Here is a 23,601-nt window from a genome sequence, read left to right as displayed (position 1 = left end):
GGCGAAGAACGCCTGGCTTGCCTGCAAAAGTTCAGAAAATCGCGCCACCAGGTCCGTAGGACCCAGTAAAGGATTTCATTTCCATGGTCTTTTCCTGTTCGACGTTCATTCGAGTCATCACCTTCACCGTCATGACCGCCATCGTGGGCGTGCAGGCTTCGACGGCGAATGATCTGTCTGCCCCGCAGCAGTGGCCGGGGACTCCCCTGTCACGCGTAGAAGCCCTTGCGGTTCTTCAGACTCTAAACGCGAATCTCCTTAGCAATGCCAGTGCGACGCTGACGCTCGATCGCTGGTGTGCCTCGCATAGGCTTGCACCACCAGGTTCTAAGATCGTAGCGAAACGTGTACAGGGGCATGACAAGCCAGCTGACGTTCATATTCGTGAATTGCTGAACGTCGGGCCGAACGAGCCGATCGTCTATCGCCATGTCCGCCTAGCTTGCGGTGATCGCATCCTTTCGGAAGCAGACAACTGGTATGTGCCTGCACGATTGACGCCTGAGATGAACGAGGCGTTGAATACGACTGATATCTCGTTCGGTCGAGCCGTTCGGTCCTTGAACTTCACCCGAACCACCTTAACGGCCAAACTGCTTTGGTCCCCTCTCCCGGAAGGCTGGGACACGACAGCCGCATTACCCAAGCCCAACTCAGGACCTTTGACGCTACCGCCGTTCCTTCTCGAACATCATGCGGTGCTGAAGCTGCAAAATGGCATGCCTTTTAGTGCGTTGGTCGAACGCTATACGAATGATGTGCTCGATTTTCCGGCTCCGCAGCTAGTTCCGCAATAAAGCCTGATGGAATGGCTGCCGACTCGCCGTTAGTTCGGATTCCGAGGTGAAAGCCGGACGCCATTCGGGAAACACCGGACAGGTTTGCGAGTGATTGCCGGCCAGTTTTGGCGCGCACCTCTAGACTGAGGCAGAGAAAATGGCGGACATCTCCCATGTTAAGCTTACGCGGCCTTTCCTTCTGTCGTCTGCGTGCTTCTGGTCGTGTTCCTCCGAATTCCTGCTTAAGCGCCTTCATCAAACTGTCCGCGTTGGCATTGGCGTTAAAGCCGCGTCGATTGCCGAACTGCCGGGCCCAGAACGAGGTCGCCCTCCCAGTGCCCCGAAATCGCACTGTCATCCACCTCGGCCGGATGCTGGCCGATTACGATCTCAGATGAGAAGCCCTTGCGGGGCTTGCCCACGCGCCCGCAATGCCGGTCTGGAGGCATGCCGTCAACTCTCGTCACTTGCAGCACATGCCGGCGGTCTCGAAGTGACGGAATTTCATCGACCAACAGCGACTCTGGTCATTACGCCGACCTGTCGAGTTCCAGAAAATGTACGACGCGGGGGATCGTCGGTGCTGTGCGTGTGCTTTCCCCGAAGCTGGGGCACCGTGTCGTGACGCCTACGTTCGGCGGACCGGCGGAGTCTCCAATGCTGCGGATTACAACAGGAAATCCGACAAACAACTTCAGTCAACGGAGCGGAATATGAACAAATATGCTTGCGAATTCGTCGGAACCTTCGCACTGATTTTCCTCGGCTGCGGCACGATTGTCTTTATGCATTCGGAGGTAGGCCCCCTGGGCATCGCTCTCGCCTTCGGTTTGTCGGTAGTGGCGATGGCCTATACGGTCGGCCCAATCTCCGGCGCGCATCTCAACCCGGCCGTCAGCCTCGGTTTCCTCGTGTCACGGCGACTTGGACCGGGTGACTTCGTCGCCTACGTCGTCGCACAGTGCGTCGGAGCGATCGCGGCGGCAGGCGTGCTTTACATTATAGCGGCGGATAAAGTCGGTGGCTTCGATATCGCCGTAAACGGTTTCGCTCAGAACGGCTGGGCAGACTACGGGGTTTCCTCTGCGTTCCTGTTCGAGTTCATTGCCACGTTCCTGTTCGTGACCGTAGTCCTCAACAGCACGGCAGAGGGCGGCGCTGGCGCGCTTGCCGGGTTGACGATCGGCCTTACCTTGGCTGCGATCCATCTTGCCGGCATCACGGTTTCCGGTTCTTCCGTGAACCCGGCCCGCTCACTCGGTCCGGCGCTCTTCGCAGGAGAAGCCGCAGTCGATCAACTCTGGCTCTATATCCTCGCCCCTATGCTAGGGGGCGCTGCGGCGGGTCTCCTTCAGTTGAGTGGAGCCCTCGCCTGTGGATTGTCACACCGCCCACGCAAGCGCGGTGGCACCGCCCATCATGCCGCTGCTCGATCCAATTAGGGGCTTGTCCGCAAAACTTTTGTCGTTAACCGGGCATTGATGTCTTCCGGATGGAACGGCGATGCGATTTGTTGGCGTACCGGGTTCATGCTCGCTAAATGCCTCGGGCGAGCTGAGACTTGCGGTAGCCCATCGAGCGAACTTCGCGGCCCTAGCTCTGCTCGCTCAGCGAGACACGGATTTCCCCCAAAGCCATTGGGCCATGTCGCACAGACGCCAGCGCACGACGCCATCGAGATAGGGTGTGGGACCACGCTCGATGGCTTGTGCCAAGGCCGCACGTTGATCGTCGTTCAGCAACGATGGTTTGCCCGGAGCCCTGCCGTCGATCAAACCGTCTGAGCCACGCGCGTTGAACCGCGCCACCCAGTCACGCACGATCTGCACCGTGACTCTGCCCAGCCGACCAGCATCAGCACGAGAGCCACCATATCAATCGACGCCAGCGCCAACAGACGACGCATCTGACTGGCATCCTTTGTCTGCCGTGCCAGAAGACGCAGCCCATCTCCGTCAAGGTCTAACCGCAATGAAAGCTGAACCCATCGCAAACCTTCTGTTTGCGCTATCGATTCAGATTCGCCCTCCTTTGAGAACCCGTGAGTCAGCCTCAATGAGGGTCGGTATAAGGAGTGGCGAATCCGCCGGAAATTCAGCCAGGAAATGAGAATTGTATAGTTTTCGGCTGCAAGGATTTAAGCCTCTCAAGGTATTTCCTGTCGGCGCGAGTATTGATGCAATCTACGGCATGCGCTGTCAGCCATTGTGGCGAATCGCATCGTTGAGTATTGTGCCGTGATGGAGAGTAGGAATGAAGAAAATTTTGAGTGCTTTTGATGTGGCCGAACAAATATATACCGATCGCTTGAGTTCCGTCGCGACTTCAAAAGTTGATCTCATTTTGTGCGAAACTTACATCTCTGACATTGTTGCAGCCGGCCGCTCTGTCGATGCAAATTGCACGCCTGAAGCAGTTCTCGCTTCTCTGAAGGACGCTATCGCGACGGACGGTGCCAATTTCTATGCTTGACAACCCGGCATGATTGAAACCGGACTCGGTTGAACCAGCGCCGCTTATCCGCATCAATCGATTGGCCGCGCCGAGCCAACCTTCTATAATGTTTACCGGTCGGGAAATTATCTGCCGGAGATATCATCCGGCCGCGTTAATTTTCCCGTTCGGGAAAATTGATCTCGACAGAGCACCACTATGCTGCTATTTTCCCGAGCGGGAAAATATGATGGCAAAAAGGGTTAAAACTCCATCTGATATCGGCGCCCTGGTCCGAACTGCACGCAAGGAGCAAAACTTGCGGCAGGACGAGCTTGCCGGCGTTGCTGGCGTCGGGCTGCGGTTCATTGTCGATCTCGAGGCCGGCAAGCCGACAGCTCAGATAGGAAAAGTGTTGCAGGTTCTGCAAACGCTCGGTTGTTCGGTCGATATTCTGGCTCCTGGTGAACGCAGACAATGACGGCAAGGGTTCTCAACGTCTGGTGGGATGGTCGAATTGTCGGGCAATTCACTCAGGATCGGCACGGCGATATCGGCTTCGCCTACGCAGAAGCTTGGCTTGATGATGAAAGCACACTTCCGCTTTCAGCCTCCCTCCCAAAGCGCCCGGAGCGTTTTTCCCGTCGTGAATGCAGACCATTTTTTGGCGGCCTGCTGCCCGAAGAAAACCAGCGCCTGATTGCAGCGCAAGCATTGGGCGTCTCACCGGCAAATGATTTCGCGCTACTCGATCGCTTGGGCGGCGATGTTGCCGGCGCTCTTCAACTCTTGCCGGAAGATCAGGAACCCATAGCGACAGGACCGATTGCGGACCAGCAGCCGACGCCTCTGGACGACGCAGGAATCGTACGCGTGCTGGACGCACTTCCTATGCGGCCGCTACTGGCCGGCGAGGAAGGCTTGAGACTATCGTTGGCCGGCGCGCAATCGAAAGTGCCAGTTGTTCTGATTGACGGGCAGATCGCGCTTCCACTTCCCGGCCGGGCGACCACGCACATACTTAAGCCTCCGATCGCGCGCTTCCCAGGGACGACCGAAAACGAAGCCTTCGTCATGAAGCTCGGCGCCACAATCGGCCTAGACGTCGCCCCCGTCGAACCGAGGTCTGCGGAAGGACGCTCGTTTCTTCTGGTCAAAAGATTTGACCGTGTCCGCGATGCCAGCGGCATCGTGCGCCGCATACACCAGGAAGATTTTTGCCAGGCTCTAGGCGTACCTCCTGAAACGAAGTATGCCAGCGAAGGCGGACCGACATTCAAGGATTGCTTTGAGCTATTGCGGCGAGTATCAGCGCGGCCCGCTACGGATGTGTTGAAGCTGCTGGACGCCGCGATCTTTAACCTTATCGTCGGGAATGCCGACGCTCACGGCAAGAATTTCTCATTCCTCTACGATGAGCAGGGACCTAGAATGGCCCCGTTGTACGACCTGCTTTCAACCGTTGCCTATCCAGACCTTTCACCAAAAATGGCCATGAGGATCGGAAAGCGTGCCACTCTCGTCGAGATGGATGCCGATGGTTGGCAGGCTTTTGCAAAGGAAACCGGAGTTGGTTTGCCTTTGGTACGCCGCCGAATTACAGACTTGGTCGACTCCACTGCTGAAGCGGTAGCGAGAGGTTTGGAAGACATCTCAAACCTCTGCATCGATTCCGCTACGATATATCACTTTGCGGACTTGATCGCGGGCCGCACCAAACTCGTCAGGTTGTCGATTTAGCCGAACGACGGAGTGCAATCCTAAAGGCCTTGTTTCACTACGACCCGAATCCGGGATCAGATTAGCTTTGTTACATCCAACATTTCGGCAGCGCATCCCCGCCCGGCATCTGCGCCGTCCGCACTGCCGGCCCAAGCATTTGATCAATCAGCCGCTGTCTTCCACGTCGGGATCGGGCACAAAAATAGGCCACGGCTTTCCGGACGCCAGATCGGAATGCCGCGGCTCGTCTTCGGGTGCGCCGCTTTCGTCGCGGACCCGGTCGATTTCGCGAAACACGCGCGCGGCGGAGTCGCGAGAACCGCCATCCGCCGTCATCGCTAAGAGCTTCCGCCGAAGTTGGTCGCTGCAACGGGAAGCACGTCGAACGCACCGCGCCAGTGTTCGGAGGGAACGTGCTCCGCGACGGCTCCTCGAATGTTTCGCCATGAGATGAGCGGACGCTGACAGTTGGCCGCGCCTTGCGCTATCGCCACTCGCGATCAACCGCTCGCCCCATTGCTCGGCCATCTCGGCGGTAAATTCGCTCGTTGGAAAGCGGATCGTCAAGAGACAGCGGATGTGATGGTCGCTCCACGGCGCTCACATGCTCATGCAGGTCCGGCCGGCGGGGATCAATGGCGAACTTCGCAACCAAGACCGAGCCACCTCGTTCGTGCGCCCGACCGGAGAACTTACGGGGCTCATAGTAGTGCCGCGGGGAATGCATCCCGTTTTCGCGCGTCAGTCATTCATCTCGAAAAGGTGGCGATACTGCTGCGGCTGGCATCGCAGATACTGATCGGGGGCCCGCACCCGTTCTCCGAAATGGGCAGCTGCATGCCACGGCCAGCGCGGATCGTAAAGTATGGCACGAGCAATCGCGATCAGATCCGCGTCACCTGTGGTCAGTATAGCTTCTGCCTGTTCGAAATCGGTGATCAGTCCAACCGCGATGACGGGAATCCGTACTGCTTGCTTTATCGCCCGCGCGAAAGGCACTTGATAGCTCGGACCGACGGCTATTTGCTGGTGATTGGATAAGCCACCGGAGGAAACGTGGATGGCGGAACAACCCCGTGCCTCAAGTTCCTTGCAGAACTCGATCGTCTGATCGACATCCCAGCCCCCCTCAGCCCAGTCGGTGGCTGACACCCGTACAGTGACGGGCTTTTCTGGAGGAAATGCGTCACGGACTGCTTCGAAGACCTCCAATGGAAAGCGCAACCTGTTTTCAAGGCTTCCGCCGTACTCATCCGTGCGTAGATTGGATAGCGGTGAAAGAAACTGATGCAGAAGATAGCCGTGAGCACCATGGATCTGTATTGCATCCAAGCCGATCGACGCGGCGCGTCGAGTGGCATCGGCGAAAGCGGCTCGGATCCTATCAAGTCCCGCGCGATCAAGGGCGTCCGGTGGATCGTACGACTTTCGAAAAGGAACGGCACTTGGAGCTAAGGTTTTCCACCCATTCGCCTGGTGAGGAGCGATCTGAAGGCCGCCTTTCCACGGCACGTCCGTAGATGCTTTACGCCCGGCATGCCCGAGTTGTATTGCAATCGGCGTGTCCGACCACCGTCGCAAGCTGGCAAGTACTCGCCCGATCGCAATTTGGCATTCGTCGGAATAGAGACCGAGGTCGCGATAAGAGATCCGACCTTCGGGCGATACGGCAGTGGCCTCTATTGTCACTACCGCGGCACCTGATAAAGTCAGGCTCCCGAGATGAATTAGGTGCCAATCGTTCATCTCACCATCTACCGCGGAAAACTGGCACATCGGTGCGACTACGACCCGGTTTCTGAGTTCTAGGGGACCGATTTTGAACGGAGAGAACAGCCTAGTTCTACTCATTCTGCTTCTCCAACGTGTGGCTCTTCCCGTGACAATCGGGTCGCCTGCTCTGCGGTCGTCCACTGGGTGGAGCGTTCGGCTCGGCCAACATCTGTGTGCTGGCTAAGGGGTCAACGTTAGACGAGCGCCCCAGTGTCATCGAGCTTTCATTTTGCCAATGGCGTTCGCCTTCGTGTTGACGCCTTTGTCATTCAAAATGAGCCCTTGAGCCCGAAGGAGACCGACATCGACTCGAAGTTTGCGCCAGCCTCATCCTTTATCCAGGGGGAGTTGTTTATTTGCATATCGCCGCGTTTGTGAAACACCCGCTCGAACGAACCGGAGAGATAGACCGAAGCATCTGGCGTCAAGGCGTAGTTAACCGCAACAGTGGCGCCGATCATCGGCGCGGGGTCCATGTCCTCATGAAACAGTTTATGGCTCAACCAGTGATCGTCGGTGTCGTTGATGCCGAAGCTCAAACCGCCCTGAATGCCGCCGCTGATCGTAAGATCGCCTAGGGCCTGCTCGCCGCTCAGGCCGACGAAGCCAACCGGAATCTCTTGCCGGTAGCTGATGCCTTTTTCCCAGTCTGGCGATGCCACGGGTTGATCGCGGAAGCCATAGTCGCTCGAATAGAGGCCCGATCCACCATAGGCCGTCCACTTGACGTCAGTGTAGCGGAAGCCGGCGCCGACCGCGAAACTGCTGGTCTCATTGCCGTAGATGATCCGGTCAAACTCGATCGCTCCGGCGACATAGCGATCGAGTTCGGTATTGGGATGGATAGAGCGGTCGCTCCAGTCATCGTGCCCGCGGCTCAGCCAGTCGGAGTCAACCATGTGACCGTTGCCGCCGGTTCCGACGTTGACGCTGCCCTTCAAGCTCCAGTCGTCGTTGATCTGCGCGACGGCACCGACGGTGAAAAGGGTCACCCCCTTGCTTTCCCAGTTCAGCTGACTGCACTTCTGGCCCTTGCTCACCCAACCCGATGCTGTGCACGCCCCGGAGCCGGGATAGACAAATTCCTGGGCCTTGATGTTGGCAAGGCCAATTCCGCCGAGGACGATGAAATTGCCATCATCGGAGGAAAACAGAACGTCGTCTGTAGCGGCGAATGACGGGGTGGCCATCAGAAAACAGGAAGTGATTACGGATCCGACGATGACGCACTTTGTAGGCTGACCGTGTATTTCGTCCAGCGCCTTCGTGGCGGGCCTGAGCTTTCTCGCCTCATATCCCCCTCCCTGGAAATTGGGCTCGGCGCGCGCCACCGCTGTTGATGGACCGACTTCGCGCTGCTGTTGGGCGGTAGCCCGCGTCGGGCCGTTCGGCGACTGCATATATGTTTGGAGCATGTTGTTGTCCTTTGCTGGAGAATGATCGAAGTGTCAGGACTGGCCAGCGGCGCGGCGTGGATACGCCCGACGATCCGCTGAGCCCGCGTGGAAACTTGCAGGAGAGTGCTGAAACGGCTGGCCTTGCGCGCGCGGCTCAACGATTCCGCACCGCCAGGCGCTGTCAGGGGGGCGGGGCGACCGGGCGGATTGTTGCCAGCCGTCGGCAGCCGCAAGATTTTTGGCACGCCGCACATCAGGCAGGGGTTAACGCTACAAACTTAGCTATTCGGATTCCAGGCGGAGGCGGGCTTCGCTTGGCACTGATCCGGGTGGTGATTGGCGGCTGCATGGAGGCCTGCTAATTCGTGCGGTTGGGTTGTTGCCCTTTGCCCAAGCAACTGCCGCGCCAACCAGAAAACTATTTCCAAACAACGGGATCACTCTAACAGAGCAGCGTCTAATGTCGTACATTTTGTCAAAACGCCGACGAATGTGTGCAACTGCTGTCATGTCCTTGGCACTTAATCAGGTCGTCCGGATTTTGTGTTAGCAATTTTTGCTCTCAGTAGCTCAGCGCCGGCTCCGGCGTGCCGCCTTGGTACCGATCGTTCATCTCACCGTCTACGGGGAAAACTGGCACATCGGTGCGACTACGATCCGGTTCTGAGTTCTAGATGTTTGATCCCAGGCTCACATGACGACGCTGAGGTCAAGGGGTGTGTTTATGGCGGCATCGTGTTGCTCCAAATTGGTGGCAGAATCCAGAGCTGAGCCCGATTGCGTGACACGGCTCGGTCAATCGAGCCTGGTCAAACTCACATACGGTCGCCGCTTGGGGCGGCTGCACCAATATCCCGCTTGCGGCGGCAGGGCCCAAAAGGCGAGACCCGTCTTTGATACGGCATTCCGGCCAGCTGGGATCTCGGTTCGCCTCCTGGATCCACCGAGGCTGATCAGGCCTCGAGGGATGGGTGTGTCGGTGTGGTCTCGTCAGACAGCCTTCATGACGGCACCTTCGATGACGACGCCTGCGGTCACGTACTTCCACAGGGCCACGAGCAGCTTTCTTGCAAGGGCGACGACTGTTGTCTTTTTGAGGCGCCCCTGATTGCGTATCACGCGTTCGTGGAACCAGCGGGTAAGCGCTGAACCTGGTTGATTGCGCAACCACAGCCAGGCCAACTCGATCATCGTTGTTCGCAGCCGGGGGTTACCGGCCTTCGAGACGCCTTGCTCGTGCTGGACCGATCCGCTCTGCCAAGGTGTCGGCGCGAGCCCGGCATAGGCGGCGACCTGCCGGCGATTATCGAAGTGTCGGAACAGCCCTTCCGCGTAGAGGATAGCCGCACATTCTGGACCGATACCCTTGAGATCGAGCAATGTCGCTGCTGGAGTTTCGGCGACTTCGATTGCCAGCAGAGCGTCGCGTTCGGCCTGCACCTCTTTAATCTGGGCTATCACCACTTCGAGCCGGTCGAGCTCGCGACGGATCTGCCCCTTCAGATGTTCAGGCAGCGCGCGGCCGTCGCCGGTCCTCAGTTCCTCAAGCCGATGTCGTCGGTCACGCCGCAGCGGCTCGTAACCGGTGATGCCTTGAGCAAATAGTAGTCCCTTGATGCGGTTGACATGGCAGGTCCGCTCACCAACCAGAACCTTGCGTTCACGGCCGATGCGCCGATGGTCCTCGTCGCTGACGCTCGGCACCCTAACCATCGCGCACACGCGCGGCTCGCCCCTTTTGTAGGCGAGCAGCGCACGCACCAACGCCTCACCATCGATCTTGTCGGTCTTGGCACGACGACGCCGGCGCGACGTGGCAATCGAGGCGGCGTCGACGACATGGCTTTCGATCCCCTCGGCTTCCAGGACTCGATGGATCCAAAAGCCGTCGAGACCCGCCTCCTGAATGACCACAAGTGCAAAGTGCCGGCCGGTGCGCGCCTGTGCCTTGTCCTGAAGCTGGGCAAAGCGTGCCAGCAATCCGGTGATATCGCCGCCGCGTACCGCATGTTTCGACATCTTCTCCCCACTGCTCGGCGACAGCGACGTGATCAACCAGGTCGATTTACTGAGTTCCAAAGAAGCGAAGATCGCGCCAAGATCGGTGCGGATAGCGGCAGGCGCCGCAGATCGATCGGCTACAACATGCATGATTGGCCTCCACAGAGTTGTTGGTCAGCAACCCCACTCTGCCAGAGCGCAGGACGCTATCCACCACCGTCATGGGATCTTTGATGGGGCATCCTTGTCTTCCGAATCAAAGGATGCGCTATGGGCCAGGTTCTTCATGGGAGCGCCACGACGACAGAGGCGGTGCGTCGAGCGATACAGCATAGTCAAGAGAGCCTGAGGACGCTTTCCAAGCGCTACGGCTTCAATCAGAAGACCGTTGCCAAGTGGCGCAAGCGAACGTCGGTCGCGGACCTTCCGACCGGCCCGAAGGAGCCGAGATCGACGGTCCTCTCCGTCGAGGAGGAAGCCGTTATCGTTGCTTTCCGGCGCTACACGCTGCTGCCGCTTGATGACTGCCTCTATGCGTTGCAGCCGACGATCCCGCACCTGACGCGCTCCTCGCTGCACCGCTGCCTGCAGCGCCACGGCATCGGCCGCCTGCCGGATGTCGATGGCGACAGGCCGGCGAAGAAGAAGTTCAAGAGCTATCCGATCGGCTATTTCCACATCGACATTGCCGAGGTGCGTACCGAACAGGGCAAGCTGCACATGTTCGTCGCCATCGATCGCACCTCGAAGTTCGCCTTTGTCGAACTGCACGAGAAGGCCACCACCGCTGTCTCGCGCGAGTTCCTGCTGCGCTTGATCGGCGCCGTCCCTTACAGGATCCACACCGTGCTCACCGACAATGGCATCCAGTTCACTACACCCGGTGCCGGAGGGTCCGCCGTGCCGCTGATTAAAGAAGCCATCGCCAATGGCGAACGCTTCTGGGCCCATGCATTCGAATACACCTGTGCCACGAACGATATCGAGCACCGCACGACCAAAGCAAAGCATCCCTGGACCAACGGCCAGGTCGAGAGGATGAACCGAACCATCAAGGAGGCCACCGTCAGGCGCTTCCACTACGACAGCCACGAGCAACTGCGCCAGCATCTTGCCGACTTTGTCGCTGCCTACAACTTCGGCCGCAGACTCAAGACCCTGAAGGGCCTCACCCCTTACGAGTTCAACTGCAAGGCGTGGGCGTCGCAGCCCGAACGCTTCACCCTTAATCCGCTCCACCAGATGCCGGGACTAAACATCTAGTGAGCCGATTTTGAACGGCGACAAAAGCCCGGGCCACTCATTTTGCTTCTCGAACGTGTGGTCCTGCTCATATCGAAAAGCCGCTAACCGGCGGATTGACGGTTATCTGTAAGCCTTCCGGCATCCGGCGGCCCGTGCCGCCTCCTCGGAACAAAACCATTGTTCCCCGTCCAAGTAATTGACGCGCGTTTGGCTGTAATATTCTTGTCCCGGTAGGTGGTAGATTCGCTCACCGGTGTTGTAGCTGATATTGCCCTTTATCGCGCAGCCGGGGATTGGTGACACGTACTGGGAAATCCCGAACAGAACAAATGCAGCGATTATCGCCATGCCGGGAATCCAGCTGCATTGACTACGGGTCCGCTGCGGCGCACGCAGTCTATACCGACCTGCGCGTTACGCCCCAGCTCCCGTTTCCGGCGCTTCTGCGGATCGAAGTTGACGACCTTCCCCGCCCCCCACCCGAAAATTACGGCTGAGCGATGCAGAGTCCAGATAGCTAAATCTGCTCATGCTCCCAGCCTTTGCAGGGCCACAAGTTACTTTCTGCGAGCGGATGACGTACAAAGCGATCGGCAAGTGTGGCTTGATGATCGCCTACCGGGCAGTCCCCTGAAGTCTCCGTGACGGAGCGCGAGGTGGATTCAACATTCGCTTCAAAGAGGTGGATTAAAGGAGGAGCACCGAGCCACGCTCAATTGGGGCGTAGAGACTTTCGACGTCTTAGCACGCCGCGGTTAGGTCCCGAACAGTGACTTGGCGATCCGGCCCAGTTGCGCATGAAGGAGGCGCCGCCGAACAAAGTCGGCAGCGACCGTTGAGACCGGCATATTTGCGATGCGACGGAGATGGCTCTTACTCGTTAGATCGCCGCAGTCTCGTGACTTGTGAAGCTGCGTCCACGACTCCCACGGAGCGATCGACGGCAAGGGTACATCCTCGACACCTTAATCTCGGCCCAAACGTGGATAAGGCCGCGTCCCCGAAGCTGACGCGTAAGCTGCCGAGCAAGCATTGTCGTGCTCCAAGCGCGGTTCATTGTACTGGCCTTAATTACCTGCTCGTTGCGGCTATCCCGGCGTCCCTTACCTACGTTGGTGTCGGGTTTGTCCAGTGTGCGACACGAAATTCGGCCAGGCGTGCCGCCGCACTCTGAAGCGTAAGCCATTGAACAGTATGCGGAACTGTTCGTTTGAGGCTCTTCACGACACTTGGCACGTTACTTGAACTCTCTCATTGCGGGCGCCAGGAGACGACAATGAAGGCTGATATGGCAGCCGATGGTGTAACCGAGTTAACTCCTGAAGAAGCATCTGCGACATCGGGAGGTTTTTGGCCGATGTGGCGGCGATTGGCAGCGCCGTGTGGGTAACAATCTTTTTGGTTGGAGTTGTAACGGAACTGATTAGACGTAAGCAGGACGGTTCGATGTCTGAAGAAACATAAAGGGCGCAAGCTGGCAGCATTGATCGCGATATATCTGCACTGATCATCTCGTGACCTGCGCTTATGCTGCCCGGTGCTTCTCGAAATTGCGGCATGCCAGGTTCGGGCAGGCATGCCGCGCACTCTCAGTGAAGCCATCGAATAACATAAATAGCAGCTTTCTGTGCACTTTGGCACGACGCTTGACGTTTGATGTTCTCGGGGTGCGGCGGCAAAAGCCGCATCCCTGACTGATTTTTAGCTCTCGTAAAGGAGGCGACCATGAAGGCGGATACTTCAGCTTATGGTGTGACCGAACTAGCTCCTAAAGAAGCAACTGCAACTTCGGGTGGGCTATTCTGGGGGTTTGTTTGGGCAGGTGTTACGCTACTAGCTCTTGTATCAGCGACTATAGTGGAAGGGGCATCCGCAATAAGATCCACAGTTAGAACATAAGTACTCAAGCTAACCATGCTTCATACTGAACATAGATCAGCAGTTCCCCTTTCCCCTGAAGTAGCCTGCTGCACCGCAGAGAGCATTCTCTCCAGAAGATCCGGACGATCTTTGGTCATATATAAGATCATTGTGCTCTCTGTCGTAGCGACATTGGTGTCGCTGCCATTCATAACAATAACGGTCTCTGTCCAAAGTGCCGGCACCATTCGCCCCACCATCGAGAAGACGCCCCTGATTGCACCCGTCTCCGGACGCATCTCCCGTATCCTTGCCGTTGAGAACGATCTAGTTGCCCAGGGACAGGAGATCCTCGCTCTCGACGATGCGGTGGTTGTGGAAAAGCTCAAGGCGCTGAAAGCCGACATTCGCGCGAAGAGCGATCTTGCCCGTGACCTCGAAACCCTAGTCTCCAGCGGCGCACAGACCAAGGAACCGATCCGCCTCCTGACCGAATCCATCACGGCCGAGCGGGCGCATTTTCTCAACCTTCTGCGAGAAAACCAATATGCTCGCAATAATGCCGCGGCGGAACTCGAGCGCGCCAGGCGACTGGTCTCCGTTGCTGCAGCGCCCGCAAAGGCCGTCGATGAAAAGGCTTTCGCCCTCCAAAACATTGAGGTTAAGGGAGAGATCCTTGTGCGGCGCAAATCCGCCGAATGGAACCAACAGCTCTTCGACGCTAACTTACGCCTCAAGGAACTCACGGCCACCTTGCGTCAGCTTGAGGATGAACGGGATCTGACCCGCATTCGCGCCCCGGTGTCCGGCGCCCTTGAGGATTTCTCCGGCCTCACCCCCGGAAGCTACGTGCAGGCGGGGCAAACCGTCGCTTCAATCTCGCCGGACGGGGAATTGGTGGCAGAAATTTACGTCACCCCCAGCGACATTGGCTTCGTGCGGCCGGGCCAGTCGGTGCACCTCCAAGTGGATGCCTTCAATTACAATGAATGGGGTGTCATCGATGCGACAGTGCTCACCGTAGCGCAGGACTTCACCCTTAACGACGGAAACCCGGTCTTCAAGATCGGCTGTGCACTCTCCCGCAGCCATCTCGCGCTCAAGAACGGCGTCGTCGGTCAGCTGAAGAAAGGCATGACCGTGCGGGCTCGCTTCCTCGTGGCCGACCGTACGCTTCTCCAACTCCTCTACAATGACGTCGACGATTGGCTCAACCCCCTCCTGGCGGGCCGCTGATCCTCCACCTTCAAACCAGCCAGCGAGCCGCCATGTCAAGTAAGGTCATCAAGTTCAAACAACGGGACGTAACGGATTGCGGAGCCGCCAGCCTTGCTTCTGTCGCAGCCTTTTATGGCTATGAGGTGCCATTGTCGCGCATCCGCCAGTATGCCTCGACCACCCGTTCCGGCACTAGCGTACTGGGCCTCACGGAAGCAGCGCAGAAGCTGGGCTTCATTGCCAAGGGGGTGAAAGGTGGCTTCGACAGCCTCCACAAAATCCCCAAGCCCGCTATCGCGCACGTAATCGTCAAGGAGGTCCTGCACCACTTTGTCGTAATCCAGGCGATCGATGCTAGGTGCGTTACCCTCATGGACCCAGCCTACGGCGAAATCCGCAAGTTATCGCACGAGGAATTCAAGATCCAATGGACTGGCGCCCTAGTGCTCCTTGTTCCTGCAGAAAACTTCAAGCGCCGCAACGACACCACCTCACCGTTTTCTCATTTCGCCCGTCTGCTTGCGCCACATAGGGCGGTGATGGTGCAGGCTCTCGTCGGGGCGCTGGTGACGACGATACTCGGCCTCTCGACTGCCATCTACGTGCAGAAAATTGTCGATCATGTGATCACAGCGGGCAACCGTAATCTGCTCAACCTGATGAGCATCACCATGCTGCTGATCCTGGCAGTACAGATCCTGATCGATCTCCTCGGAAACCGGCTCGTCCTGCAAACAGGGCAGAAGATCGATGTCCACTTGATCCTCCGCTACTACGATCACATCCTGAGCTTGCCTCAACAGTTCTTCGACAGCATGCGAATAGGCGAAATCGTCTCCCGCATGAACGACGCTGTGAAGATCAGGAGCTTCCTTAACGACCTTTCTGTCACCATGTTCGTCAACGTGCTAGTGATAGTGTTCTCGCTCGGACTGATGTTCGTCTACTCTTGGAAGATTGCCTTAATGGTGGCGATCTCTATCCCATTATACCTCTTACTCTATTGGAGTATTGACCGGCTGAATAGGAAGCGCCAACGCGCTATTATGGAGAATGCCGCCGACCTGGAGTCACAACTGGTGGAATCGCTTGGAGCGGTCTCGACAATCAAGACCTCCGGCATGGAGAGCTTCGCCAAGTTGAACATGGAGATCCGCTTCGTCAAGATGCTACATTCCGTCTATAGCTCCGGCCTCATCTCTATCTTCGGAGACAGTGCCTCCGCTTGCCTCTCGAACCTTTTCACTATCGTGCTGATGTGGTTCGGAACGACGCTTGCGCTTGATCAGACCGTCACCCCTGGCGAGTTATTATCCTGCTATACTTTGTTCGGCTATGTCACCCGGCCCGTTGCCAGCCTGATCCAGACCAACCGGATCGTTCAGGATGCATTTATCGCGGCCGATCGCCTGTTCGAGATATTCGACATAGAGCCGGCAAGCGGCGGCAGCATCGATGCCACAAAGTGCGACCTTGGCGATATCCACCTGGAGAATATCACGTTCCGCCATGGAGCGCAGCCGGAGTTGTTTCAAGACCTCAGCGTCACCTTCCGCCAAGGCGAGATGACGGCCGTAGTGGGAGAAAGTGGGTCGGGTAAGAGCACACTCGCGGCGCTGCTGCAAAATGTCTATCCGCTAGCGAGCGGACGTATCCGGATCGGTCCATCTGCCCTCCAGGATCTCTCGACCGTATCCCTGCGCAAGATTGTCGCCGCGGTACCCCAAGCGGTCGACGTGTTCTCGGGCTCGGTGATCCAGAACATCGCCCTTGGCGAGTTCGAGCCGGACATCGAGAAGATACAGCAAATCTGCGCTAAAATAGGACTGCTGGAGACAATCGAGCGGTGGCCCGGCGGCTTTCAGGCATATCTTGGCGAGAACGGCGTCCGGCTCTCCGGCGGCGAGAAGCAGCGCCTTGGGTTGGCCCGGGCTCTCTACCGAGATCCGGAGATCCTGATCCTCGACGAGGCGACCTCCTCTCTTGACTCGGTCGCCGAGGCGTCTGTCCTGCGGGTGGTGGAGGAACTGCGGCGGGCCGATAAGACCATCGTCGTCATCGCTCATCGACTTAGCACCATTCGTTCGGCCGACAAGATCGTGGTTTTGGACAAAGGGCGGGTGGTTGCGGAGGGGAGGCATGATGATCTTCTGTCAGCAGAGAGTGCTTACACCCGCTTATGGAGGGCACAAACCGGATCTATCTCACAGTTGCAAGTGGGGTGATCACAGTATTTCCCGGATTCGCTACGTTCCCGGCGACGGGACTTCGCTCGACGACCCGCTACCATGTTGTTGCTCCAACGGAACTCAGTGGCGTCAGATCCGATGCAGAACAATCGCGAGTGACACTCCAACTTCCTTCGCGTCGCATTGCATCGGCTTTGATCCGGGGCCCCAATGAAAAAAGCGCGAAATCCCGATGATCGTCTACGACGGCGATTGCATCTTCTGCCAAAGCTATGTGCGGTTCATGCGATTGCGCGAAACCGCAGCCCTGTCGTGTTGGTCGATGCACGCTCGGGTGATCTTAGAGTCGCCGACGCGGAGACGCTGTAAAAAGGCGTGCAGGAAAAACGCCGAGCCGAAACCGGAACCGATGACGACCACATCGAAATGCTCTGTGGCGACCTGCTCGGGTCGAACGGCCAGAATCAATTGGCTTATGCTTTCTCGAAAGGCTGAAGGACTGAGTCAGGGCGACCGTTGTCGGGACGCCGCCCGGGAGTTTGCGGGACGAGCCATCGGACGCAAGGCGCAAATCACCCACGTTGCACCGGCCCGACATAAGCCGATTGGCCGAAAGTTGTTTGCGGCATCAGACTACCTCTAAAAGTACACGCGAAAGAAATTCGCTCTCTGTCTTTCAGTTGTGGCCAACTTTCCCTGTCGCCGTTCGGAAGATTGCCAAAACTGTTGGATGGCAAAGATCCGCGCCATCAATGAATGCGTTTCAAGTCAGGTAACGTCGTGTGGAAATTCTACACGAATCCGATCATTATCGAATTTGCTCTTGGCATCGTCTGTTGCGGCGATCCTCGTGGCGGCGATTGCGTCGGCTCCCGTTGACAAGGTGCCGCTCTCCTCCTTTCTGGTGCTGCTTGGCGACGCCTCCTATTCCTTCTATCTCTCCCACCCCTATGTCGTTCAACTCTGGATGAAGGCTTCGCTTGAACGATTGGACATCGCCACGCAGTTGGCCATGGGCGCCATCACCTGCGTGGTGGCGGTCGTCGTCTCGCTGGCGTTTATACCGCCTCCTCGGATTTCCTCGCAGAGGATGCTTCTCGGCCGGGATTTCCGCGGCAGGTACGGGCAACGTTGGATTTTTCTTCAGCCCGTGGTGCGAAGATGGCACAGTATGCGCTCTCTATATGATCGCTGAGAGATTGACTAGTAAGCAGCCCCCAAGATTCGACGCGAAGGCCGAAGCCTTGTTGATCCGCGTTGACGAGGAGCCCAAACAAAAAGGTGCGCCACAACGCGTCGTTCGCTATCGTGGCCACAGAGATCGGTCGTCGAAGAACCACGCTGCGCGCTCCTGTCCGTTTCGCAGCAGGCGCTCGATTACGGGGCTGGAGCGGTCCAGCTTTGAGGGATAGTTCAGGTCATCCTCGAGTTCGACGACTCGGATGTTGATAGGTTTATAGCGTGCACCGAGTGCGGGATGCTCGGCGAGCAGCTCATTGATTTTCGTAATGAAATACAATTCCTGGCTGGGTGCCAGGTTGCCAGACAGCTCATTCCAGCGGTCGATGATCTCCCGCATCGCCCGTGGCTCGCGTTTCCCCTGTTGCGGGTTGATCTGCACCACCCAGATTTCGTCTGGCCGCTCCGGCAACTCGGTGAATTCGCGCACAGGAGGATTGCGGCTGAAGAGCCCATCCCAGAAGAGAGTGCCGTGAGCCTGCACCGCACGGAAGAGCGGGGGAACCGCGGCCGACGCGATCAACTCATCATAGGTCAAGCTCTCGCCCTCGAACGCCACTCCGAGGCCGTGAATGATGTCCGTGACCCCGATCAGGAGCTTCGGCCTCGCGCGACGATGGGGCTCGTTTGGCAACGACGCAAGGTCGAGGTGACGACTGAGAAGGTCGCGCCGCGGATCAGGCCGGACCACACCAACGCGGCGCATGGCGCCGCCCGACGTCCCACTCAAGGCAGAAGCTGATAACGATCCCGAAACTGAGGCTCCAGCAGGGCACTCAGCACACCGGCCGCAAACGCAGCATGGCTGCCTCCTCCTTGGCAGGCGATCGCGATTTTTGGCAACGAGCGACATGAGAAATACAACTCTCAAGTGCGTCGACTTACATGAGCGTAATAGTAGCGCGGTACTCGTCGAAGACCAGACCATCGACTCTTTGAGAGCTCCGAGCGAGGGCCTGCCGGCTAGGCTTGCTGCGGCTAGGGTTCGGACGGAGACTTCGCGGCGATCCAGCAGAGTCATAGGGGGCTACCCCCTATGCTCTTTTGAGATTGCCTCAAAGAAGGCTTGATGACGCCTTCACACCAGGCGGCAAAGGTGTCGGATTAATGGGGTCAATCGGGCGCACGAAAGGGGTTGTGGGCAAGACCCTCCTGAAGTTTTGGATGCTCCTTCGGGGGTCAATTCGGTCACACCATTGGAGTGCTGATGTGGACGCCTCGACCACCGGCGTAGCAACCATGATATGGCTTTGCTGTTGCCTCACGGGAAAGCAAGGAGCGTCCGGGGCAAATTACCACGATCGGGCTCGATCTGGCCAAAAACGTTTTTCCGGTTCATGGCATTGATCATGAAGGCAATGTTCGCATCCGTCGGAGTCTTCGCCGCTCGGAGGTTATCGATTATTTCGGCAAACTTTCACCTTGCCTCGTTGGCATCGAAGCGTGTGCAACGGCGCATCACTGGGCGCGGGAGATCGGTCGATCTGGGCACACAGTGCGTCTGATGCCGCCGGCCTATGTAAAACCCTATGTGAAGCGCAACAAAAATGACATGGCCGATGCCGAAGCCATCTGCGAAGCGGTGAGGAGGCCGAACATGCGCTTCGTTGCCGTGAAGACGACAGCCCAACAATCGGTTCTGATGCTGCATCGCTGTCGAGCTCTTCTGGTCCGGCAACGAACTATGCTGGCGAACGCAATTCGCGCGCATCTGGCAGAATTCGGGATCGCCATGCCGCAAGGAATTCGTACCCTGCTGGCGGCCCTAAACGCGCCGAAGGACGAAGTAAACGACCTCCCCGATCTCGTCCGGGTTGCACTCACTCCCATGACAGCAAGCCTCATGGAGTTGGGTCACCGCATCAAAGAACTGGAAATCGAGATTGCGCGCGAACATCGCGGCAACGAGACCAGTCGTCGATTGGAAACTATTCCCGGATTTGGTGTCATGACATCAACAGCGATGGCAGCGACAGTCGCAGACCCGACAGCCTTCAAATCTGGCCGTGAATTCGCCGCCTGGCTCGGCCTTACGCCTAGAGAGAGTTCATCGGGCGGCAAGCAAAGGCTCGGAGGCATCACCAAGATGGGCGACGGATATCTTCGAACATTGCTGGTTGTCGGAGCGACGGCGGTGATCCGCTTCGCCCGCGAAGAAGGGTCCGCCAAGACGGCGTGGATCCGCAAGCTCCTGGAGAAAAAGCCTACGAAAGTCGTCGCGGTTGCCCTCGCCAACAAGATGGCGCGCATAGCCTGGGCGCTCATGACGAGAGGAGAGGTTTACCGTGTCATCCCCGCGTAATTTGGCGTGGGCTTGAACGCGACAACGAGTTGGTGAGGACGAAATACACTTGACGAGAACCGGTCAGGGGCCGGGCTTTGGAAAGCCCGAGGGGTGCAGCGACTTAGAGCGCGCTGGAGTGTTTAGGGATCCAATCCGCGGAGATTCATCAGGGCCAGCGGCTCAACGGACCGCATCGAAAGGCCGAACATATGACTGCAACCGACCGAGCTGAGAATGGTGCCGCTTTCGTATTGCCAAGGAGGCGTCCACATATGCGCCCCTTGGGGTGGACAAGGATCAGGCTGCTGATTTGCCAGTCCCATGGGGCGGACGCCTCTGGTGTCGTTTTCCACCAACATTGCCGCTACTTCGTCATCCGGTGCATTGCCCCTGCTGTCGGATTTGTGAAGTGCGCGACATTATGTTCAGCCAAGCGTACTGCCGCGCTCTCGAGCGCAAACCATTGAACAGTATGCGGAACTGTTCTTTTGAGGCTCTTACCGGCATTTGGCACGTTTCTTGAGTCCCTCTAGTTGCCCCGGGTGAGGAGCTCTGACGCGGAGCATTGATTGATCGCTTGAGTGCTACAAAAGGAGACAACGATGAAGACTGATATGACAGCCTATGGTGTAACAGAACTATCTCCTGAAGAAGCATTTGCAACGTCGGGAGGAAATTGGTTGGCGCCTTTGGCGGTGATTAGCGGCGTCGTGGGCATAGGACTGATAACGGCCGCAGCTTTAATCGAAGCGATACAAAGAATGAAGGATCGCTCCTAGCTTTGAAGAACATAACCGGCATTGGCTAACAGCATTGATGGCCGATGTATTTGCACCGAGCGTGTCTGCGTACGCTTTTCTGACTCCGATTGTCGGCCTTTGGAGATCGCGACACTCCGGGCCGTGTCGGGATCTCTCGGTGTAACCATTGCAGAATATGCCTATTTCTAAGGCTCTTCCTGCGCAATTGACATCACTCTTAACGTTCTCGTTGTGCGGTGGAGAAAGCCGCCGACCGGCAGCTCAAACGAGCGCATCATCGGCTCGATTGCCTCACCGCTAGCCTCGTCGAAACGCGCAGGTGGAGCGGGGGCAGAAGAAGCAGCATGAGGCAGAGATCCTCGCATCCCTACCGGGAGTGGGCCGGATCGTCCTCGCCACCCTGCTCGCAGAAGCGTTCGATGCCCTGCAGCGGCGTGACTACGCCGCCTTACGCAGCTTGACAGGAGTCGCGCCGGTCACCAAGCGCTCCGGCAAGAGCTGCATCGTTGTCAGAAGACAGGCCTGCCATGACCGACTGGCCAACGCCATGTACCCTTGGGCGCGCCTCGCCGTTCAACACGACCTCAGAAGCCGATCGAAATACCCGCCCTTCGAAGCCGAGGTCACAGCCACGGTCGAGCCCCTGCGATCTGTCGCCGACCGCCTCCTTGCCGTCGCCTGCGCCATGCTCAAAACGGGCACCACCTTCGACCCCTCTCTCGCCGCTCAAAAATCCGGTTGTTAAACGATGGGGAGTCCCCATTGTGGCGTTTGTCGAGGCCGCGACACGGTGTTGTTCGCCCCTTGTCCCCCGGCTCTCATTGAAGCCTTGAAAGCTAAGAACATTTTTTTCTGAGCTATTCTGCGATTTGGCACGAATTATGCTTTCTCTTCGTTATCAAGTCCAGCAAGACAAGAAAGGTGGAAAATGAAGATCGAGATGTCAGCTTATGGTGTGACCGAACTAACTCCTGAAGAAGCATCTGCAATTTCGGGGGGGGCATGGGGATGGCTGAGGAAGGCAGGCAAGTTCCTTAAGCATCTCGGAAGAGTAGGCACTTTCCTTTTCGGTGGAGCATTCGCTGCTGACGTTATAACTAGGGCGGTACAAGGGCACGATTGATATTGCGAAAGCGTCTGCTCTTATGACGTGGTGACGCGAATCGCGGCATTGCCCCCCGCATCGTCTAAGAATGTTACCGATAGTGTCGATGCTCCGACTTGGCCATGGCGCGCTGTCCCGATTCATCGCAGGCGCGCCATCCGGGTTCTGGCGAATCTCGAACGGCCGGGCCCTTGCCTTATCGGTGCGGACCACTCCGTTGTCTTGGTGCAGCGCGACAACAAGGTGAGACGCGTATTGCCTCACCTTGTTTGCTCCCAACCGTAAAGTTATCACAGAGCAGCCCGTGTGGACGATGTCTGGAGGCGATGCCATCCACTTCGGACAGCGGCCGGCGCAACCCAGCAAGACGGACGCGCCGCGGACAACCATGCACGGCACCTCACTCAGATTGTGTGCACGATAGTGCATGCAGTCAGGCCCGACATGCCTTGCACCTTTAACTTCTCGATCTGGCATCGAGAATTTCTGGGTTGGCATTAGGCTTCCTCGTTTTGAATGAGGCATCTTGTGCACAGGTCGAGTTGTAGGCGGAAGCATCCCGGAAGCTCCGAAAAGGAGCTCACGATCACTTGAAATGCGCAACGCTGTTTAAGGCTCTCAACAACATGCGTGCCAGGGCTTTGCGGTTTTCCGGATTGCTCATCATTGTTACGTGATTGCCCGGAACTGGAACTGTATGAACGGCCGCCGCACTCAAAATGCGGTCCCAGCCGCGCATGGGCGAACTTGCCTCTGGGGCTACTGAACTCTTGCCCCTCCGAGACGGAAGATCGAGGGAGGGATCGGTGGCATAAAACTGATATATCTTAATTGGTAGAGATGGAACTCGATACGATCGTAGCGCCCGGTGGAAATAGGCACATTTCAAGGCGTGATCGCCGAAATGGAGTTGTGGAACAATTGCCCCAATTTGCCGCGCCTTTTCGAGCAACTCGGGCACGGAGCTCTGCCTAGCAAATTTCTCCAACACTTCGAACGTGTTATCATCTAGGGACTCGAGAGGTTCAAAGATCACCTCTGCTACAGCTTGTGCATCCGATATGCTTGATGGCGCTGCAGGTAGCGTAACATCGATGAAGCCCACGAATGACACAACGTCGTTCAGGTTCAGTAAGTGCTGGGCTATGGCATAAGCCAAAATCGCTCCTGATGAGTAGCCGGCAAGGCGGTACGGACCTTGTGGCTGGATTTCTTTGATCGACGCAATGACGTGCGCCGCTATCGATTCGAGAGTCAGTGGGCAAAGGTCATTGAAAGACGGCCATGGCAGAGCATAGACGGGACAACTTATATTTGCTTCCTTGATCAAAGTGAGGACATACGAATAGTCCCCATAACCCGTGGGAACAAAGAAAAGTGGCGGTTGAGATCCCGCGGCACGAACCGTTAGCAGTCCAGGTCTACGACAGTGAAAGTCGATTTGGACCCTTGATGCAAGCTGGTGCAGAACAGCCGCTTGGAAGATATCGACGGCGCTAAACTTCAACCCAAGATCAAGGGCTCGATTGGCCAGCTGCACCGCCAACAATGAGTGGCCGCCGAGTTCGAAGAAGTTGTCGTGGCGGCCGACCCGC

General features: G+C 57.4%; 20 protein-coding genes and 1 pseudogene. 12 read left to right on the top strand and 9 right to left on the bottom strand.

Going from position 1 to position 23,601, the window contains the following annotated elements; genetic code table 11:
* Positions 1-83: 83 nt before the first annotated feature.
* Complete coding sequence (locus GHK62_RS25710) at positions 84-797, top strand: DNA-binding transcriptional response regulator (RefSeq protein WP_153441847.1); 714 nt, start codon at positions 84-86, stop codon at positions 795-797.
* Between the two features lie 293 nt (positions 798-1,090).
* Here GHK62_RS25710 and GHK62_RS35290 read toward each other — a convergent pair.
* Positions 1,091-1,242: pseudogene (locus GHK62_RS35290) on the bottom strand (IS30 family transposase); the annotation flags it as partial.
* 250 nt (positions 1,243-1,492) lie between these two features.
* Here GHK62_RS35290 and GHK62_RS25705 point away from each other — a divergent pair.
* Positions 1,493-2,221 (top strand): MIP family channel protein, encoded by a 729-nt coding sequence (locus tag GHK62_RS25705; protein ID WP_153441846.1) that lies wholly within the window; start codon positions 1,493-1,495, stop codon positions 2,219-2,221.
* A gap of 165 nt (positions 2,222-2,386) precedes the next feature.
* Here the strand turns inward: GHK62_RS25705 and GHK62_RS25700 are convergent, their stop codons facing one another.
* Positions 2,387-2,608 carry a helix-turn-helix domain-containing protein gene (locus GHK62_RS25700; protein ID WP_167528359.1) on the bottom strand — a complete coding sequence of 74 codons (222 nt, stop codon included), beginning with the start codon at positions 2,606-2,608 and terminating at the stop codon, positions 2,387-2,389.
* Between the two features lie 424 nt (positions 2,609-3,032).
* Here GHK62_RS25700 and GHK62_RS25695 point away from each other — a divergent pair, with 424 nt between their 5' ends.
* The 3 genes from GHK62_RS25695 to GHK62_RS25685 all read left to right on the top strand — a co-directional run bounded on the left by GHK62_RS25695 (position 3,033) and on the right by GHK62_RS25685 (position 4,952).
* Positions 3,033-3,251: a hypothetical protein gene (locus GHK62_RS25695; protein ID WP_153441844.1), complete on the top strand. Its 219-nt coding sequence runs from the start codon at positions 3,033-3,035 to the stop codon at positions 3,249-3,251.
* Between the two features lie 211 nt (positions 3,252-3,462).
* Positions 3,463-3,693, top strand: coding sequence for a helix-turn-helix transcriptional regulator (locus GHK62_RS25690; RefSeq protein WP_153441843.1), 231 nt, complete (start codon positions 3,463-3,465; stop codon positions 3,691-3,693).
* Positions 3,690-4,952 carry a type II toxin-antitoxin system HipA family toxin gene (locus tag GHK62_RS25685; protein ID WP_153441842.1) on the top strand — a complete coding sequence of 421 codons (1,263 nt, stop codon included), beginning with the start codon at positions 3,690-3,692 and terminating at the stop codon, positions 4,950-4,952. Before GHK62_RS25690 ends, GHK62_RS25685 begins: the two co-directional genes overlap by 4 nt.
* A gap of 147 nt (positions 4,953-5,099) precedes the next feature.
* On the opposite strand, the gene GHK62_RS25680 is transcribed toward GHK62_RS25685, so the two are convergent.
* The 4 genes from GHK62_RS25680 to GHK62_RS25665 form a co-directional block, all read right to left on the bottom strand.
* Positions 5,100-5,270 carry a hypothetical protein gene (locus GHK62_RS25680; protein ID WP_153441841.1) on the bottom strand — a complete coding sequence of 57 codons (171 nt, stop codon included), beginning with the start codon at positions 5,268-5,270 and terminating at the stop codon, positions 5,100-5,102.
* 405 nt (positions 5,271-5,675) lie between these two features.
* Complete coding sequence (locus GHK62_RS25675) at positions 5,676-6,785, bottom strand: NADH:flavin oxidoreductase/NADH oxidase (protein ID WP_153441840.1); 1,110 nt, start codon at positions 6,783-6,785, stop codon at positions 5,676-5,678.
* A 191-nt stretch (positions 6,786-6,976) separates the two neighbouring features.
* Positions 6,977-8,107 (bottom strand): omptin family outer membrane protease, encoded by a 1,131-nt coding sequence (locus tag GHK62_RS25670; protein ID WP_234887048.1) that lies wholly within the window; start codon positions 8,105-8,107, stop codon positions 6,977-6,979.
* A 987-nt stretch (positions 8,108-9,094) separates the two neighbouring features.
* A complete protein-coding gene (locus GHK62_RS25665; RefSeq protein ID WP_153441839.1) occupies positions 9,095-10,255 on the bottom strand; it encodes an IS110 family RNA-guided transposase in 1,161 nt (386 codons plus the stop codon).
* A gap of 120 nt (positions 10,256-10,375) precedes the next feature.
* Between GHK62_RS25665 and GHK62_RS25660 the strand changes: the two genes are divergently transcribed.
* Positions 10,376-11,368: an IS481 family transposase gene (locus GHK62_RS25660; protein WP_153441838.1), complete on the top strand. Its 993-nt coding sequence runs from the start codon at positions 10,376-10,378 to the stop codon at positions 11,366-11,368.
* A gap of 102 nt (positions 11,369-11,470) precedes the next feature.
* On the opposite strand, the gene GHK62_RS35400 is transcribed toward GHK62_RS25660, so the two are convergent.
* A complete protein-coding gene (locus GHK62_RS35400; RefSeq protein ID WP_452595782.1) occupies positions 11,471-11,698 on the bottom strand; it encodes a sunset domain-containing protein in 228 nt (75 codons plus the stop codon).
* A 1,662-nt stretch (positions 11,699-13,360) separates the two neighbouring features.
* Here GHK62_RS35400 and GHK62_RS25655 point away from each other — a divergent pair.
* The 3 genes from GHK62_RS25655 to GHK62_RS25645 all read left to right on the top strand — a co-directional run bounded on the left by GHK62_RS25655 (position 13,361) and on the right by GHK62_RS25645 (position 17,812).
* Positions 13,361-14,446, top strand: a complete 1,086-nt coding sequence (locus GHK62_RS25655) for an HlyD family secretion protein (RefSeq protein WP_153441856.1) — start codon at positions 13,361-13,363, stop codon at positions 14,444-14,446.
* 32 nt (positions 14,447-14,478) lie between these two features.
* Entirely contained in the window at positions 14,479-16,653 is a 2,175-nt protein-coding gene (locus GHK62_RS25650) for a peptidase domain-containing ABC transporter (protein ID WP_153441837.1), read from the top strand.
* Between the two features lie 694 nt (positions 16,654-17,347).
* The gene (locus tag GHK62_RS25645; RefSeq protein ID WP_153441836.1) at positions 17,348-17,812 is read left to right on the top strand and encodes an acyltransferase family protein; all 465 of its coding nucleotides are present in this window, start codon (positions 17,348-17,350) and stop codon (positions 17,810-17,812) included.
* A 108-nt stretch (positions 17,813-17,920) separates the two neighbouring features.
* Here GHK62_RS25645 and GHK62_RS25640 read toward each other — a convergent pair whose 3' ends face one another.
* Positions 17,921-18,562 carry a patatin-like phospholipase family protein gene (locus tag GHK62_RS25640; RefSeq protein WP_234887047.1) on the bottom strand — a complete coding sequence of 214 codons (642 nt, stop codon included), beginning with the start codon at positions 18,560-18,562 and terminating at the stop codon, positions 17,921-17,923.
* Positions 18,563-19,147: 585 nt separating this feature from the next.
* Here GHK62_RS25640 and GHK62_RS25635 point away from each other — a divergent pair.
* From GHK62_RS25635 to GHK62_RS25625, 3 genes are all read left to right on the top strand, one after another.
* Positions 19,148-20,158 (top strand): IS110 family RNA-guided transposase, encoded by a 1,011-nt coding sequence (locus GHK62_RS25635; RefSeq protein ID WP_184109044.1) that lies wholly within the window; start codon positions 19,148-19,150, stop codon positions 20,156-20,158.
* A 584-nt stretch (positions 20,159-20,742) separates the two neighbouring features.
* A complete protein-coding gene (locus tag GHK62_RS25630; RefSeq protein ID WP_153441834.1) occupies positions 20,743-20,919 on the top strand; it encodes a hypothetical protein in 177 nt (58 codons plus the stop codon).
* Between the two features lie 301 nt (positions 20,920-21,220).
* Positions 21,221-21,646, top strand: a complete 426-nt coding sequence (locus GHK62_RS25625; protein WP_327791121.1) for an IS110 family transposase — start codon at positions 21,221-21,223, stop codon at positions 21,644-21,646.
* A 946-nt stretch (positions 21,647-22,592) separates the two neighbouring features.
* On the opposite strand, the gene GHK62_RS25620 is transcribed toward GHK62_RS25625, so the two are convergent.
* Positions 22,593-23,601 (bottom strand): thioesterase domain-containing protein (locus GHK62_RS25620; RefSeq protein ID WP_202982057.1); only part of this gene is annotated, 1,009 nt, incomplete at its 5' end.

The organism is Sinorhizobium terangae (assembly GCF_009601505.1).
In the GTDB taxonomy this organism is placed as follows: Bacteria; Pseudomonadota; Alphaproteobacteria; order Rhizobiales; family Rhizobiaceae; genus Sinorhizobium; species Sinorhizobium terangae.
Note: the sequence above shows the minus strand (reverse complement) of the source record. Positions and strands in the feature narration are given on the sequence as shown.

Excerpts from the sequence above, each read along its gene's own strand:
- GHK62_RS25710 (WP_153441847.1), top strand. The coding sequence starts at position 84 with ATGGTCTTTTCCTGTTCGACGTTCATTCGAGTCATCACCTTCACCGTC.
- GHK62_RS25705 (WP_153441846.1), top strand. The coding sequence starts at position 1,493 with ATGAACAAATATGCTTGCGAATTCGTCGGAACCTTCGCACTGATTTTC.
- GHK62_RS25695 (WP_153441844.1), top strand. The coding sequence starts at position 3,033 with ATGAAGAAAATTTTGAGTGCTTTTGATGTGGCCGAACAAATATATACC.
- GHK62_RS25690 (WP_153441843.1), top strand. The coding sequence starts at position 3,463 with ATGGCAAAAAGGGTTAAAACTCCATCTGATATCGGCGCCCTGGTCCGA.
- GHK62_RS25685 (WP_153441842.1), top strand. The coding sequence starts at position 3,690 with ATGACGGCAAGGGTTCTCAACGTCTGGTGGGATGGTCGAATTGTCGGG.
- GHK62_RS25680 (WP_153441841.1), bottom strand. The coding sequence starts at position 5,270 with ATGACGGCGGATGGCGGTTCTCGCGACTCCGCCGCGCGCGTGTTTCGC.
- GHK62_RS25675 (WP_153441840.1), bottom strand. The coding sequence starts at position 6,785 with ATGAGTAGAACTAGGCTGTTCTCTCCGTTCAAAATCGGTCCCCTAGAA.
- GHK62_RS25670 (WP_234887048.1), bottom strand. The coding sequence starts at position 8,107 with ATGCAGTCGCCGAACGGCCCGACGCGGGCTACCGCCCAACAGCAGCGC.
- GHK62_RS25665 (WP_153441839.1), bottom strand. The coding sequence starts at position 10,255 with ATGCATGTTGTAGCCGATCGATCTGCGGCGCCTGCCGCTATCCGCACC.
- GHK62_RS25660 (WP_153441838.1), top strand. The coding sequence starts at position 10,376 with ATGGGCCAGGTTCTTCATGGGAGCGCCACGACGACAGAGGCGGTGCGT.
- GHK62_RS35400 (WP_452595782.1), bottom strand. The coding sequence starts at position 11,698 with ATGGCGATAATCGCTGCATTTGTTCTGTTCGGGATTTCCCAGTACGTG.
- GHK62_RS25650 (WP_153441837.1), top strand. The coding sequence starts at position 14,479 with ATGTCAAGTAAGGTCATCAAGTTCAAACAACGGGACGTAACGGATTGC.
- GHK62_RS25645 (WP_153441836.1), top strand. The coding sequence starts at position 17,348 with ATGGCAAAGATCCGCGCCATCAATGAATGCGTTTCAAGTCAGGTAACG.
- GHK62_RS25640 (WP_234887047.1), bottom strand. The coding sequence starts at position 18,562 with ATGCGCCGCGTTGGTGTGGTCCGGCCTGATCCGCGGCGCGACCTTCTC.
- GHK62_RS25630 (WP_153441834.1), top strand. The coding sequence starts at position 20,743 with ATGAAGACTGATATGACAGCCTATGGTGTAACAGAACTATCTCCTGAA.